Here is a 14,479-nt window from a genome sequence, read left to right as displayed (position 1 = left end):
GTGTCCATCTTTCCGTCCTTCTTCGCCCAATTCCGTCAGACGGGCGCTGATATGAATGTCACCCAAACCTCATGGCCCGGGCCTTCTTCAAGGCGGATACAGCAGCCGGATAGAGTGGTGCGCAGACCCTGGTCCCGATAATCCTCACAAGATCGCCCACCAGCCCCACCTGGCAGATGGCAATGGATCAATCGGGATTTCCCGCTCTTCACAGACACGGCAGACACCATGGTGAAAAGATTTGCCTGCATCACTCCTCTAGCGGCCATCGATACTCCGCCGTACTTGATCTTCGTCTTTTTTAACCAACCCAAACCGGCCTATCCCCGCCTGAACATGGCGGAATATGTTACCGGGTTCGGAACCAGAACATTTACAATCGTCCTAAGATCAGCTTCGGCTCTCGGTCAACAATCCCCAAAAAACCCGGCAGAAATGCGCTCATTTACGGACAATCAGGCGGCGAAACTTTGTCATTTCGATTTTTTAGGGGCAAAATCCCAAAAAATCAGCGGAATTCAGCCTGTTTATAAACACTTCACCGCCGGAATCGGGCATGGTCGCAGGCCATCGGGCGATCTGCAATGGCGGCAGAAACATCCCTCACTTTCTTAACCTCACGTAACCTTAGACGCCGGGGAATACCGGTTGCGGATAAACACACGACCGGTGCCTCATACTCCGCCAGCCAAACCGGAGAGGTCGGGAACCGGCAGTGCACCGCGTCCGGAAACCTACCGTCTCGTGCGCATGAAAATCAGCAATGTCGACAGAGCGCCGATCCAGAACAACATGTGGAAAATGACGAAATGACGAAAGAAATCTGCCTCGGTGAATGTACGCAACAACACGGCCACCGATTGCGTAAGAAAATAGATCTGCGGCATGGAGGCTATGGAAAAGGCCCCGCGCAGGATCCAGCCCGTGGCCCAGAAAATTGTGGCAATCACCAACCCCAGGCCGATCAACCCCTGGTGAACGGCGATCTCATAGTAGCTGTTGTGGAAATTGAAGTGATCAAAGGGTGTCTTGTGATATTCTTCGTAAATACGTCGCACCAAGGGCGAAGCCTGATATCGCCAGAAACCACCGCCACCGACCCCCAAAACCGGTTCTTCTTGGATCTGCTTTTCGGCGTAGTTCCACAAGCCAGTGCGCCCGGTCAGCCCCCGATCTTTTCCAAATGCGTCCAGAACCTTTTCGACGGGGTCGATCTCGGTATAGGGGACAACCAGACTTGAAGCCCCCAACCCCGCGCCCAGCCCGAAACACAGCAGGGCAAGGCGCCCCACGCGCATCAACCCGCCCCGCAGCAGCACCGCGCTGAACAGATTCATCAGCCCGGTTCCGATCACCAGCAGAACCGCCGTGGCAGAGCCGCTGATCGAGGCGGTGTAGGCCGCCAGCAGGGCAGAAGCACCACCAACCCAGCGGATTTTCCGGGACGACCCGGGATCGAACAGCACCGCCGACGCAACCACCCAGGCGACAACCATATTCTTCCCCATCACGTTCTTTTGCGTGAAGATGCCGAGCGGACTGCCGCCGGGTCCATATATTCTCAGAATATTGACGACCACGATGATGCTGGTGGCCAGCAAGACCGCATGCATGATCTGCCGGGGCGAAAGGCTGATCGCGATCTGATAGCAGATCAGGATTGTGAGTGTCACATAAACCGAAAATTTGAAGGCTGCGACGGGTTCTACCGCCCAGAGTGGCGAAATCAGGCACCAGACCGGAAAACTGAGCAACACCCAGGATCGGCGCAGCAGCTCCAGGATTTCCTTCTGATTGCGCCAGGCCGAATAGGTAAAATACAGCGCCAGCGGATAGAGCAGCAATTCGTCGAAACGAAACTGCACAAACGTCACGAGCACCCAGAGCGTAAATGCATAAAAATCCCGGCCCGCTTCACCGGCGGCTGAGTGCCCAAAAAGGGGGGACGATGCGAATGTCGCGGACATAGGTCTGAGTACCTCGAGAATGTCTCCCGTCATTTGGCACGATCCGACCGTGGCGATCCAGCCCCTGCTGTGCAAAAGATGCCGGGTGTCCCTGCTTTGAGAGTTTTCCCATGCGCCGGGCTGTGAAAGACTGCTCGCGGGCCGCCCCGCGGTCAGAAATGTTTTCAGGGAATATTCATGGGTGAAAAGATATTGGTGGATGCTCATGTGCATCTTTACGGCTGCGCAGATCAGGGCCGGTTTCTTGACGCGGCCTGGGTGAATCTGGCAGCCGCGGCAAACGCATCAAACACCAGGCTGTGGAGCGCCAACCTGATGTTGACCGAAACCGCCGAGGAGGATGCCTTTTGCAACCTGTGCGACACCCCTACCTTGCCCGGCGGCTGGACGGCGGCTCCGTTTCCCGACGATCCGGCTGCCGTTGCCCTGCACCGGACGACGGACGATGCCGCGCTAACCGTAATCGCCGGTCGACAGATCATCACCGCCGAAGGGCTTGAGGTGCTGGCCCTGGCCACGACCCGCCAATTTGACGACTGGCAACCCGCCGAGGCGCTGCTGGATGATCTGCGTGCGGCAGGGATTCCGGCGGTGCTGCCCTGGGGGCTTGGCAAGTGGCTGGGCCGGCGCGGGAAGCTGGTCCGGGATCTTTTGACCGCGCAGGACGACCAGCCGCTTTTTCTGGGCGATAACGCGGGGCGGCCTGTCGGATGGCCCCACCCGCCACTGTTCCGCCGCGCTGCCGAACGCGGTATCGCGGTGTTGCCCGGCACAGATCCCCTACCCCTGCCCGGCGCTGAAACCGGTGTGGGGCGTTTCGGTTTCTCTCTGAACGGAAAGCTTGACCGGGAGCGTCCCGCCTTTGACCTAGCCCGGCGGCTGATGGCCTTGCAGGACCAGCCTGCGGTCTTCGGAGGGCGCCGTTCTATGGCCGCGGTTCTGGGCGAGCAGCTGGCCTTGCGCCGCAGCAAATGCCACAAGGAACCCCGGGTATGAAGCGCGCCGGACTGGTCGGGCTGACAAGCAGCATCTACGACGTTCTGGTCATTGGCGGCGGCATCTATGGCGTCATGGCGGCACGTGACGCCGCGCTGCGGGGGCTGCGCACGGCACTGGTCGAGCAAGACGACTTTGGCGCCGGGACATCGCATAATTCACTCAAGTTGATGCATGGCGGCATCCGGTATGTGCAGCATCTGGATTTTGCCCGCCTGCGCGCCTCGGCGCGCGAGCGCGCTTTCTGGCAGTTTGCCGCCCCCGATCTGATCCGCCCACTCGATTTCGTCATTCCACTCATGGGCTATGGGGTGAAAGGTCCCGAAGCTTTCGCCGCCGCGGCGGCCCTTTATAATATTGCCTCGGCTGGTCTGAAGGGACCACACTATCACCGCGCCCGTGTTCTGGGCCGAACAGAAGCCCGGGAGCGTCTCGGAGCGCATGCGCCAAACGGTCTGCGCGGTGGAGGTTTCTGGCAGGACGGCCAGATCCTGGATGTCAACCGGTTGCAGCTTGCGGCCCTGCGCGCCGCGTCCGGGGCCGGAGCGGATCTGGCCAATTACATGACCGTTGTGGGACTGCGTGCCGAGAAGGGCCGGGTCACTGGTGCCCGTCTGCGCGACGGGCTGACCGGCGACCAGGGTGAAATAGCCGCCCAGGTCGTACTGTCCTGCACCGGGGCGGCGGCCGCAGATCTGGCCGCGCCGGTTCTTCCGCAGGGCGCGCACGCCCGCTTTCCCGGATTTGCCCGGGCGACCAACATCACCGTCGACCGGCGCGGGGGAAAATGCGGAATGGGCGTGGTCAGCCGCAGCCGGTCAGACGCGGTCGTGGATCGTGGCGGGCGCATGTATTTTCTGACACCCTGGCAAGGGAAATTGGTAATTGGCACACATGAAGCCGCCGAAACGGAACCCGGCGCGGCGCCCAGAGAAGAGGCTGATATCGACGATTTTCTCGAAGAGCTGACATTCGCCTACCCGGCGCTGGCCTTGAAACGATCAGATATTCTGCATGTCTATCAGGGTCTCATCCCGGCCGATGTGGACGATGGCCAAGGCGAAATACGCCGGCAGACACGGGGGACTCTGATAGATCATCGTGCCATGGACGGAATTGCGGGGCTGATCTCGGTGATCGGGGTCAAATATACCACCGCGCGCCTGATCGCGGAGCGCGCTGTAGACTTGGCGGTGACACAGATGGAACCCGGGCAGGCGGGGCCGCCGACCAGCCATGAAACCCCGTTCCCACCTGTAGGGTTGGCGCCCTGTGATCCCGACTGCACCGAAAGCCTCGCCCGCCGAGTACGTGAAGCGGTACGGCACGAAGCTGCGGTCAGCCTTGCGGATCTGGTCTTTCGCCGAATGCTCCTGGTCGAGACCGGCGGATTACAGGGTGATGCCGGCGCGGCCCGTCTGACGGCAGCGGCAACGGTGATGGCAGCCGAGCTGAACTGGGATCAAGACCGGACACGGAAAGAGATTGCGACAGTCGGGAAGATGGCGGCGCGCGCTTGAGATATTTACTTTTTCCGCCCAATTGGTAGGTTATTGGTCGGTTTTTTGGAAGTTTTTGAGTATTGAAGGGTTGGAGTAAGTGCGTCGCTTCTGGAGCCGTATGGAACACATGGCCCTCCGGGCTTTTTGGAGGGGGCTGAGCTGGAAGGCGCGGGATGCAACCTCGACGCTTGCAAACCGCTCTTGCCTCGTTCTTGCCCCGCATCCCGACGACGAAACACTGGGTTGCGGTGGGGTGATCATGCACAAGCTGGCCGCATGGTCCCGGACCGAAGTGATCGTGGTCACGGACGGGGCAGCTTCGCACCGGGAGGATCCGGCCCGCAAAACCTCGCGCGAGGCGCTGGTCGAAATACGCGAAAGTGAAACGATCCATGCCTGCAAAGAGCTGGGGCTGACGTCGGAACATGTATCGTTCCTGCGGTTTCCCGACGGAGACCTAGCAAAGCATGCGGATGCCCTGCGGGACCGGCTGGTGGCGGAAATCACCGAGCGGCGACCAGAGGAAATCTATGTCTGCGCATTGCAAGACGGGCACCGCGATCATGTCGCCCTGGCACAGGCTGTACGCGATCTGGCCGCAGCCGGACGACTTTGCGGCGCGATCCATTGGGAATACCCGGTCTGGAGTTTCGATTTCAGCTCCTGGCGCCCGCAGGGACGAACCAACAAGGCCGGTTTCGTGCTGGGGGTGATCGAAATGCTGCGCAGCCTGCGTCAGGCCCGGGTGTCCTCGGTGTCGCTCAACGGGTTCCAAGCACGCAAGCGTCAAGCGCTCAACTGTCATCGCTCGCAGACCGGGCGGCTGGAAGACGAACCGAACTGGCCAGGGTTGCCCGAACCGTTCCTGTCATTTTTCTTTCGTGACCGTGAACTGTTTTTTCACATTCCACCAAGGGGCCGGACCTTCCAATGAGCGGTGTCACGATGATTACGCGGGACACGCCGTTCGGGCGGCATATGGCGGCGCGCATGGCCGCGGTTCTGTCGGAAAGCAGCGCGCCGCTGACCGCCATCCTGGTCATTGAGACCGCCCCACCACTACCGCAGCACCGGCCCTCCCGACTCACCCGCCTGTTGCGGCTGAAGGCTTTCAAACGGCTGGTGTCGCCGCAGGCCCGACTGAATTACCGGCTGTGGCAGTTGCAACAGGAGGCCGATACCGAATTTTCCGATCACGCCGGGCCGGCGCCGGATTGGCCTGTGTCGGCCCGTCTGCGTCACATTCCGCAATGCCAGGTCAACACACCCGATACGATCGGCTGGTTGCGCCAGCGCGCGCCTCGGCTTCTGATTGTGGCGGGCAGTCCGATTTTGAGTGCTGATCTTCTGCAAGTGCCGGATCAGGGCACGCTCAACATGCACAGCTCTCTGCTGCCACGGTATCGGGGTACGCGGGCCGAGTTCTGGCAGGTCCATAACGACGAGCTCGAGTGCGCCGGCATCACCATCCACTTTGTCAATACCAGCGTTGATGGCGGAGATATCGTGCGCCGCCATCCTCTGAATCCGGAACCCGGCGACAGCCCCTGGCTGATGCGCGCGCGCAACCAGCTCAACGGGCTGCGGGTTTTTCCGAGAACGGTCCGTGAGGTGCAGGAAGGTCTATGCGCACGCGTCCCCCAGCCGGCGGCAGCGGAACGGGCCTACCGCTATTCCGATATCACACCCGCCGCAACGCGTGCGGTGCTGCGCCGTGTTCGCCGGTCGAACATGTCGTGGCGTTAGGGGCTTTGTGCTAAAAAAAACGCGAGGGTTATGCTATACAGTCAGAAAACACGTGACTAATGTGAAACCGCGCGGCGGAGTTGTGCGGAAAGCATCTGAATTTGAAGGGTGTGTTTTAATTCGGCATCAATGGGTTTTTGCGCTTTGAATTTATGGGTCGACATATTGCAACAAAGCCATCTTGGGAGCGGTTTTTTGCAGGGCATTGGAGAAACTGATGGCCTTTGGAAACAACATCTGAACAGGCCGATTGCCAGGCGAAGCGGGGAGAAACGCGATGCCTCCTGACATCCTTGGTATAGGGGCCCAGAAATGCGCCTCGTCCTGGCTGCATGCGGTGGCGGGCTCGCATCCGGCAATCGGCCTGTCCGACCCCAAGGAGGTGGATTTCTTTTCCTATTACTTCGACCGGGGCTATCGCTGGTATGAACGGCATTTCCCCGAGACGCCGGGTGCCAGGGTTTATTACGAATGCTCACCATCTTATTTCCACGACCCGCGCGCGCCGGGCCGCGCGGTTGCCTACCGACCGGATCTGAAAATCCTGGCCTTGCTGCGCGATCCCGTGAAGCGGGCATTTTCCAACCACATGCACGAGATCATCAAGGGACATGTCCCGACCTGCCCCTTTGAAGACGGGCTGGAAAACAACCCCGCCTATCTTGAGCAGGGGCTTTATGCGACCCATCTGAAGCGCTGGTTCGACGCGTTTCCACGCGATCGGATCAAGGTGATGTTCGCCGAAGAAATCTCTGCCGATCCGAGGGCCGCCGCCGCCGAGGTTTTTTCATTTTTCGGCGTGGATTCCGGGTTCGACAGCGCCATCCTGCATGAGCGGCGCAACGAAAGCGACCGGGCCCAGTTTCCGGCCCTGCGCCTGGGGCTGAGGGCAGGAGGGGACTGGTTGCGCAGGCGGGGACTGGAAACGACCCTGGCCCGGATCAAAGCCACACCGCCCGTGGCCGGTCTCTTGCGCGCCAACAGTATCCAGATCCGCGATGAAATCCCGCCGATGCGCCCAGATACCCGGGCGCGGCTTGCGGCCTATTTCGCCGCGGACACGGAAGAACTGCGCCGCCTGCTGGGTCGCGAGAGCCTGCCGTGGGCCGTGCGCGAAGCCGCGGAGTAGACAACGTGGATTCCGTACAGAAATTGCTGGTCTTTGGGTTCGACGCCGCCGAGGCGGCGCAAATCCGGCGCATCCGCAGCTATATGGATTGCGGCTTCGATGTTCTGGCCTTTACCATGCGCCGTGACAACATGAACGCGGAATTCGAACCGTTCTGGCCCAATATCCATCTCTATGACACGCAGAACCAGAACATGACCCGGCGGTTGCGCGCAATCTCCGGGTCAATCGCCAAGGTCGCCCGGAACCGCGACCGGATGCAGGGCACCGATTTCATTGTAGCGCGCAATCTGGACATGCTGGTAATCGCGGCTGCCGCACAGGCCATGATCACGCCGCGCCCGCCACTAATCTATGAATGTCTCGATATCCACGGGCTGATGACCAATGAGGGAACCAAAGGGCGGCTGTTCCGCGCGGTCGAGCGGAAGTTCCTAAAACGCTGCGCCGCCCTGATCGTGTCGTCGCCGGCTTTTCTGCGCAACTACTTCGAACCGGTGCAGGGATGGGATGGCCCAAGTGCCCTGATCGAGAACAAGGTCTGGATTGGAGAAGACGGTCCGGCCCGACCGAAGCCGGCCGATTTGGCCCCACCCGATAGCAGCAGGCCGCTGGTGCTAGGCTGGGTGGGCACGCTGCGCTGTGCCCGAAGCCTTGCCTTGCTGGCAGAAACGGCCCAAAGAATGGGGTCCCGGCTCAGGATCGAGATGCACGGAATTGTGCATCGCCATGCTGTGCCTGATTTCGACGCCACGCTTACCTGCCATTCCAACATCCACTATGCCGGTCCCTATGACTATCCCGGCGGGTTGGCTGATATCTATGGGCGCTGCGACCTGGTCTGGTCTCAGGACCTGTGGCAGTGGGGAACGAATTCCACCTGGTTGCTGCCGAACCGGATTTACGAGGCAGGCTATTTCGGTTGCCCTTCGGTGGCGGTGGCGGGCACTGAAACCGGAGGGCGGGTATCCGAGGGGTTGGGCTGGACCATTCCCGAGCCGACCGCCGATGCGCTGGTGGCTTTGCTGAACGGTCTGACCCCTGTTGCCGCCATTGAATACCGCCGGTCTCTTTTGCATGCAGCCGCCACGCTATTCCGTCAAAGCCCCAACGAAATCCGCGACGCGATCCTGCTACCGCTTGTTCCGGCCCAGGCGGTTATGGGCAAAGGCTAGATGGACATTCCCTCGCAGTTGGCCGCGCGGTGGTCATGGTCGAACCAGCGGACCGCCATGACCGCGCCCTCGATACGGGTCTCGAAGCTGAGGCCCGCGCCGTCGAACAGGGGTTTCATCGATTGTTCCCCACCCTTTTCGAACCACCAACGGGGCGACGTCACAAGTATCCCCTCGCGCTTGCATTCCAAGACCATGGCGATCACTTCCGATCCCGCCGCAACCGGGCGGCCCGTTCTGGGATCGATCCCGAATTCCTTCGGCGGGTTCAACTCGGTGATGCGGCTGGAACTGATGAGCAGATCATAAGACCCCACATAGGCGAGCATGTGTAATTCGCGGGTCGTAACGGTATAGGGCGCGTTCAGCCAGTCTCCGATCACCTGCTTTGCATGGTTCCAGTCACCGCGCGGGGGCACCCCTTCGCCTCGCGCCAGCACCAGGCTGCGCGCCCCGAAACCGGATGTGGTCAAAAGAACCCCCAGCACGACAATCCCGGTTGCTGCGGTCAGTGCGCGCCTTGGGGCTTCCCGGCCCCGACTCAGGGCGGTCCCGACCCATGCAACCCCGTCGGTCAGAGCCAGGGCCCAGACGGTCAGCAGGAAGGGCACAGCGTAGGAAAGATACCGGAACGCTTTCATCCCACCAAAGCTGAGCGTGAGAAACAGGATGGCAAACAGAACCAGGCAATAGCTTGCAAGCCTGGGCCGGAACCACAGCGCAAGGAGGGAAAGAGCGGGTGTCGCATACCACAAGACACCATAGGTGTTGCGCAGACTCACGTGGTAGAACCCCGCATAATCCCGTGTCTCTGCGGCGTGGCCCGGGGCCCAGCGATAGAAGGCCCAGGCCCGTGCAAGCAGGTCCGTATAAGCGGCTGCTGCAAAAACCAACGCAACCACAACCAGCGCCGCCGCCCATGCTGCACGCGCCCGCCAGCCGGGGATCCTGCCCTGAACCCAAACTGTCCCGGCCCATATCAGGGCTGCGCCGATGCCGAAAACGGTGGTGATCTGCAGCTTGACCGCCAGCGCCCACCCTCCGGCGGCCAGGATTGCCCAGACCCATCGAAGCGACCCCGACATTGTCATGGCGTTGTAGAATGCGGCCAGGCCGACGAAAGCGCACAGAACCTGCAGGGCGTAAAACCGCATCAGCTGCGCTTCGATCAGGCCTTGGGGCCACAGAATGGCAAACCCGGACGCCACAAGCCCGACCGCCAGTCCGGCCGCACGCGTCAGCCATAGAAACAACACCGCAGGCAGCAGGCTGCCCGCCGCCACCGAGATCAGGCGCCCGGATGCAAGATCATCCGTTCCACTGGTTATAAAAAGCCATTGTACAGCTCTAGTAAACAATCTAGCCCGGTTGTATTCACCATCCAGTATTGTCGGTGCCCCGGTCTCCATCCAGCCCCGGGCGGCCAGAAGATGATACAGCTCATCGAACTCGGGGGGCGACGACAACAATCCCACCCGAAACATCACTGCCGCTCCGACAATCAGAAGAAACAGGAGACACAACAAAGGCCGGCTGTACTGGGGAATGTCGATCCTATCGGGCATACTTCTCTTCTAAACAATCTCCAGGTTGGCATTATTCGGATATGAAAGAATTGCGGGAACGCTGAATTCTCTGTTCGGCCTGACGTCTGTGTAAAAAATGGTGGCAGAGAAAGAGCGCAAAATCCATGCCTAATACACTGGCCCATATCGGCATTCAGGCCCTGATCACGCGGGGAATTGCCCAGCGAGCAGACCCAGTCTGGATTTTTGCGGGCTGTGTCCTGCCGGACCTGCCATGGATCCTGCAACGGATGCTGCGTGCCTTGCCCTTGGAGATATCGCCCTATGATCTGCGGCTCTATGCGGTGGTGCAAAGCTCGCTGGCACTCAGTCTGGTTGCGGCTGCGGCTCTGGCTTTTCTGTCGTCGCAACCCTTGCGCGCCGGGGTGGTCATGGGATTTGGGTGCCTTTTGCACCTGCTGCTGGATGCAACACAGACGAAATGGGCCAATGGGGTCGTGCTGTTTGCACCGCTGGATTGGTGGGTCCTGAATTTCGGCCTGTATTGGCCGGAAGACTGGCCAAGCCTGCTGATGACCGGGTTTGGTCTGGTCTGGCTCCTTTGGGCTTTGCTGCACTATCGCCCTTGGACCAGACCAGACGGGGTGACCGGGATACCGGCGATCCGGTGGCTTTGTGCTGCGGGAGGGTTGGTGCTCTATGTTCTGTTGCCTCTGCCGCTGATGCCGCAAGCCTTGCAGGCGAATCCGCATTTCATCGCGACGTTGCAGGACACCGCGGGCAGAGCCGGGCGCAGGGCCGGCTTCGACCGAAGCGTTCTGACGACCGGTTCCGAAGATATGCCGGTACTGCGCCCCTGGACCGAAGAAGGGTTGCTGCTGGCCGGCGATGATGTTGCCGATATCTCCGGTACGGTTTCGGTCATGGGGAAATTTGGCCCGGACGGAACTTTCACGGTGTACAGGCTGCATGTCCATCCCGGGAACCGCCGGGACATCTTTTCCTATATTGGCCTGCTGGCCATCGCGCTATGGGCAGTGACGGCCCTTTTGTCTTTTCGGAAGCCCCCCAAAGCCAGGGGAAACAGACTGCGCCGGGCACCGGATGACCCGGATTGAACCGTGGCTAGCGGGCAAGAATCCGCCCCCCATGCCCAATAACGATTGGACTTTTCATGCGGTTTTTGGCAACTACGTTTGTGGGTACCATCCTAAAGGTTGACTAGTAAGGTCCAGCACATAACTTTAAGTGTAAAAAAGATGGATGGTTTGGGCAGCATATGACCGGAGTTCACTGGTGCGGAGTGATGGCGGCATGTGCGTGAGAGAGGCAAACATGTTCGGGTCCATTGCAAAAGGATACGGCGCTACCCTTGTTGTCGGGCTGGCGGGGTATGTCGCAATCGGTGGCCCGCTTTGGGTCTGGCTGGTGATCATCTGGCTCGCAGGAGCCCCGGTCACGCTCTTTCTCAGGGCACCTGGGAAACGGTCATCCACCAACGCGCGCGCGCATTCGCGCGGTGTGAAGCTGTTGTCCTGGTTGAGGCCCGGATTCGGGAAGACCCGCCTTGGCGGCGGGTCCTGAAGGAGCGCCCCGTTTCAATATGCTCCGGGTGAGCGCCCACTCAGCAGCATCAGCGCGGTTTTACCCATGATCCAGATGTCATTGAGCAATGTCCAATCCCTGAAATAGGCAACATCCAGTTCCACCCGCGCCTCGTAGGTCGCGTCCGAGCGGCTTCCGATCTGCCATGGACCGGTTAGGCCAGGCCGCATCTGAATGTAAAGCCGCGCTGCCGATCCATAGCGGACCAGTTCCTCGCGGGTCACCGGGCGTGCACCGACAATGCTCATGTCGCCCCGGATGACATTGAAAATCTGCGGCAGCTCGTCCAGGCTCAATTGGCGCAAGCGATGACCGATGCCCGGAATGATGCGTGGATCGTTGCGCAGCTTGTGGTAGGCCTCCCATTCCTGCCGTGCGGCCGGATCGGTGGTCAGGAGGCGCGCAAGACGGGCATCCGCGTCTCTTACCATGGTGCGGAACTTCAGACATTTGAACTGGCGCCCGCCCAGGCCAACCCGGGTGTGGCCATATATAACGCCCCATCCGTCGCGATAGACAATGAGCGCGCCGATAAGGATCATCAGAGGTGCAAATAGCACGAGCATCACAAGACCGATGACGATGTCAAACGTGCGCTTGGCCGCAAATTTCAGCCGCATGCCTTGGGATTTTGGTCGTTTTTCAAATACATATAAATCGGAACTGCGGTCAAACACGCGTCATCCCCCCCAAAAAAAACCACATATAACACTCGATATAACACTCGACAGAGGAACCCGGTACAGAAATAGAAAGCAAAGCTTTCGCCTCAAAAGCTCTGCAGATAAAGACATCTTCATTATTCATTAAGATTTTAGAGATCGGCGTCGAGGGTTGGCAAGGGAAAAGTCCAACAATCACCCAATTTTGCCACATTTAAGCCGCAACTCTCACCGCGACACCTCTCCGAGCTTTAAAATATCGGTGACCGCGCCCAATTCGCGAACACTTTGAGAAAGTATGGCAAATTATCCCCAATCTGGAAACTATTGTCTTGGCATCAAGCCAGTCTGCGCCACAACGCCTGCCTTAACTGGGCCACAAAGCGCCCGGTCGCTCGCGGCCGGCGCATCAGTTCGACCGCGGCCCGGTCAGGGCGGAAACTCCGCAGCGCCTGCATTGCAGCCTCGGCCGTCGCGAGATCTGCAATACGTGTCTGCCGGCTGTGCATGAGCCTTGTGCTTTCGGGGCCGATCACATCCGCATAGCGGATCAGAAAGTCCGCATCCGCCTGCGCCAATGCCCGGGCGTGTTCGGGTGCAAGCCGGTTCGAAATTGATCCGGCACGGGTGGTATACAGATATCCCGCCTCGGGCGAGAACCACAGCCGCCCCCCCTGCGCAAGCATTGCCAGCATCAGATGGAAATCCTCTCCATTGCGCAGGCTTGGATTGTAGCGCAGGCCATTGGTATCAAGGAATCTCTTCGATATCAATGGCTTGAGGTACCCCAGGCTGGGTTTTCCCGGGCGCGCCTGATTGCCTGCGAGAAACCTTGCCAGATCCCATTCGACCGGCGCCGTTCCGGTGCCCGAAAGATGCGGTGCGCCGACCGGATGGCCGGCCTGGTCCACGGGTTGAAAATTGTCATAAACGGCATCGGCCCCACATCGGCGCGCCACATCGATCATGCCCGCCAGCCGACCGGGTTCCATCGCGTCATCGGCGTCCAGTACCGCGATCCAGTCTCCACATGCCCGGTCGATCCCTGCATTGCGTGCCGCCGCCGGGCCGCCGTTGCGCTTCTGCCGCAGGACCTTGATCCGTCCGTCCCGCACGGCCATCTCAGCAGCCAGCGCGGCGGTTTCGTCGGGCGAGGCATCGTCAATGACGATCACCTCCAGATCGACATCGCGCTGCGCCAGGGCACTTTTCACGCTGCGGGCCAGATGTGCCTCGGCCTGCCAGGCGGCAATGATCACGGTTGCCTCTGTCATGGGGCCAAATTAGTCTGAAAACGCATTCGTAAAACTCCACTGAGCGATTCGGTGGTTCTTTTGGTTATAGAGTTGGGCGGGAATTTTTTGCCATGACTTTTTTTAGCACTTTACAGCGCTGGGGCGTTGGTGTCTGCGCGCTGGGGCTGGCCGTTTTCACCTGGCCCGCGGAAGGAAGGCCAGAGACAGCGGGCACGGGGTTTCTCTCCCGAATGGAAGATCTGGACTCGTCGGACTGGTTTGTTTCGAATTTCTCCATCCAGAATCCCGGGTTCCGCACCGCCTGGCGTCGGCGGGCCGTCCGTTTCGACCCCAGGGACAGAGCCGCTGTCCTGACGCTCGCCCCCGCTCCCGAAGGAATGGAAAAGGATTTCGTGGGCGGTGAGTTGCAGCGCCGAAAGAGAACCTCGTTCGGCCGGTATGAAATCATCATGACAGCCGCCCGAGGCGAAGGTGTGATCTCCTCTTTTTTCACCTATACCGGCCCGTATTTCAAAACCCAACACGACGAGATCGATTTCGAGTTTCTCGGGCGTGACACCACGAAAGTCTGGCTGAACCGCTTTGACAACGGGCAGAAGCTGCCGGGACAGTGGATCGATCTGGGCTTTGATGCCGCCGAGAGCCCTCATCTCTATGCCTTTGAGTGGCAGCCTGACAGCCTGACATGGTACGTGGATGGCAAGGAACTGCTGCGGGTGACCTCGGCGGAGACCCGCATCCCGGCCACCCCGCAAAAGATCTATCTCAACATCTGGGGAGGGGCCGAAGCGCAGCGCAACTGGTCCGGCACCGCGCCAGCCGATACCCGGACCTCCGTACGCTATTACTGCATGTCTTACCGGCCTCCCGAAGATACCGGGCAGCAATGTTCGGATCTGCCGGCCCGCGAATGAG

Annotated in this window: 14 protein-coding genes; 10 read left to right on the top strand and 4 right to left on the bottom strand. The window is 60.1% G+C overall.

Annotation, left to right across the window (positions count from 1 at the left end; all coding sequences use genetic code 11):
* Nucleotides 1-228 precede the first annotated feature (228 nt).
* Nucleotides 229-615: a hypothetical protein gene (locus AC2FI8_RS22330; protein WP_496781007.1), complete on the top strand. Its 387-nt coding sequence runs from the start codon at nucleotides 229-231 to the stop codon at nucleotides 613-615.
* A 119-nt stretch (nucleotides 616-734) separates the two neighbouring features.
* Here the strand turns inward: AC2FI8_RS22330 and AC2FI8_RS22325 are convergent, their stop codons facing one another.
* Nucleotides 735-2,000, bottom strand: a complete 1,266-nt coding sequence (locus tag AC2FI8_RS22325; RefSeq protein WP_496781006.1) for an O-antigen ligase family protein — start codon at nucleotides 1,998-2,000, stop codon at nucleotides 735-737.
* A 144-nt stretch (nucleotides 2,001-2,144) separates the two neighbouring features.
* Between AC2FI8_RS22325 and AC2FI8_RS22320 the strand changes: the two genes are divergently transcribed.
* From AC2FI8_RS22320 to AC2FI8_RS22295, 6 genes are all read left to right on the top strand, one after another.
* Nucleotides 2,145-2,963: a hypothetical protein gene (locus AC2FI8_RS22320; protein WP_496781005.1), complete on the top strand. Its 819-nt coding sequence runs from the start codon at nucleotides 2,145-2,147 to the stop codon at nucleotides 2,961-2,963.
* Nucleotides 2,960-4,483, top strand: coding sequence for an FAD-dependent oxidoreductase (locus AC2FI8_RS22315; RefSeq protein WP_496781004.1), 1,524 nt, complete (start codon nucleotides 2,960-2,962; stop codon nucleotides 4,481-4,483). Before AC2FI8_RS22320 ends, AC2FI8_RS22315 begins: the two co-directional genes overlap by 4 nt.
* Before the next feature lie 109 nt (nucleotides 4,484-4,592).
* A complete protein-coding gene (locus tag AC2FI8_RS22310) occupies nucleotides 4,593-5,399 on the top strand; it encodes a PIG-L deacetylase family protein (protein WP_496781003.1) in 807 nt (268 codons plus the stop codon).
* Nucleotides 5,396-6,211, top strand: a complete 816-nt coding sequence (locus tag AC2FI8_RS22305; protein ID WP_496781002.1) for a formyltransferase family protein — start codon at nucleotides 5,396-5,398, stop codon at nucleotides 6,209-6,211. The genes AC2FI8_RS22310 and AC2FI8_RS22305 overlap by 4 nt, the downstream gene beginning before the upstream one ends.
* 277 nt (nucleotides 6,212-6,488) lie before the next feature.
* Nucleotides 6,489-7,340: a sulfotransferase domain-containing protein gene (locus AC2FI8_RS22300; RefSeq protein WP_496781001.1), complete on the top strand. Its 852-nt coding sequence runs from the start codon at nucleotides 6,489-6,491 to the stop codon at nucleotides 7,338-7,340.
* Between the two features lie 5 nt (nucleotides 7,341-7,345).
* Nucleotides 7,346-8,515 (top strand): glycosyltransferase family protein, encoded by a 1,170-nt coding sequence (locus tag AC2FI8_RS22295; protein ID WP_496781000.1) that lies wholly within the window; start codon nucleotides 7,346-7,348, stop codon nucleotides 8,513-8,515.
* Here AC2FI8_RS22295 and AC2FI8_RS22290 read toward each other — a convergent pair.
* Nucleotides 8,512-10,080, bottom strand: a complete 1,569-nt coding sequence (locus tag AC2FI8_RS22290) for a hypothetical protein (RefSeq protein ID WP_496780999.1) — start codon at nucleotides 10,078-10,080, stop codon at nucleotides 8,512-8,514. The genes AC2FI8_RS22295 and AC2FI8_RS22290 overlap by 4 nt on opposite strands.
* Nucleotides 10,081-10,205: 125 nt before the next feature.
* On the opposite strand from AC2FI8_RS22290, the gene AC2FI8_RS22285 reads away from it, so the two are divergent.
* Both AC2FI8_RS22285 and AC2FI8_RS22280 read left to right on the top strand, forming a co-directional pair.
* Complete coding sequence (locus AC2FI8_RS22285; protein ID WP_496780998.1) at nucleotides 10,206-11,159, top strand: hypothetical protein; 954 nt, start codon at nucleotides 10,206-10,208, stop codon at nucleotides 11,157-11,159.
* Nucleotides 11,160-11,376: 217 nt separating this feature from the next.
* Nucleotides 11,377-11,625 (top strand): hypothetical protein, encoded by a 249-nt coding sequence (locus tag AC2FI8_RS22280; protein WP_496780997.1) that lies wholly within the window; start codon nucleotides 11,377-11,379, stop codon nucleotides 11,623-11,625.
* A gap of 14 nt (nucleotides 11,626-11,639) precedes the next feature.
* Here the strand turns inward: AC2FI8_RS22280 and AC2FI8_RS22275 are convergent, their stop codons facing one another.
* Nucleotides 11,640-12,266 (bottom strand): sugar transferase, encoded by a 627-nt coding sequence (locus AC2FI8_RS22275; protein WP_496780996.1) that lies wholly within the window; start codon nucleotides 12,264-12,266, stop codon nucleotides 11,640-11,642.
* Between the two features lie 380 nt (nucleotides 12,267-12,646).
* On the bottom strand, nucleotides 12,647-13,582 hold the full coding sequence (locus tag AC2FI8_RS22270; RefSeq protein ID WP_496780995.1) for a glycosyltransferase family 2 protein: 936 nt from the start codon (nucleotides 13,580-13,582) through the stop codon (nucleotides 12,647-12,649).
* Between the two features lie 212 nt (nucleotides 13,583-13,794).
* On the opposite strand from AC2FI8_RS22270, the gene AC2FI8_RS22265 reads away from it, so the two are divergent.
* On the top strand, nucleotides 13,795-14,478 hold the full coding sequence (locus AC2FI8_RS22265; RefSeq protein ID WP_496780994.1) for a family 16 glycosylhydrolase: 684 nt from the start codon (nucleotides 13,795-13,797) through the stop codon (nucleotides 14,476-14,478).
* The last annotated feature ends 1 nt before the right edge of the window (nucleotide 14,479 follow it).

This window comes from Ruegeria sp. CDSB029 (assembly GCF_059611125.1).
The sequence above is the reverse complement of the archived record's forward strand: the minus strand, read 5'-3'. Positions and strand labels throughout refer to the sequence as shown.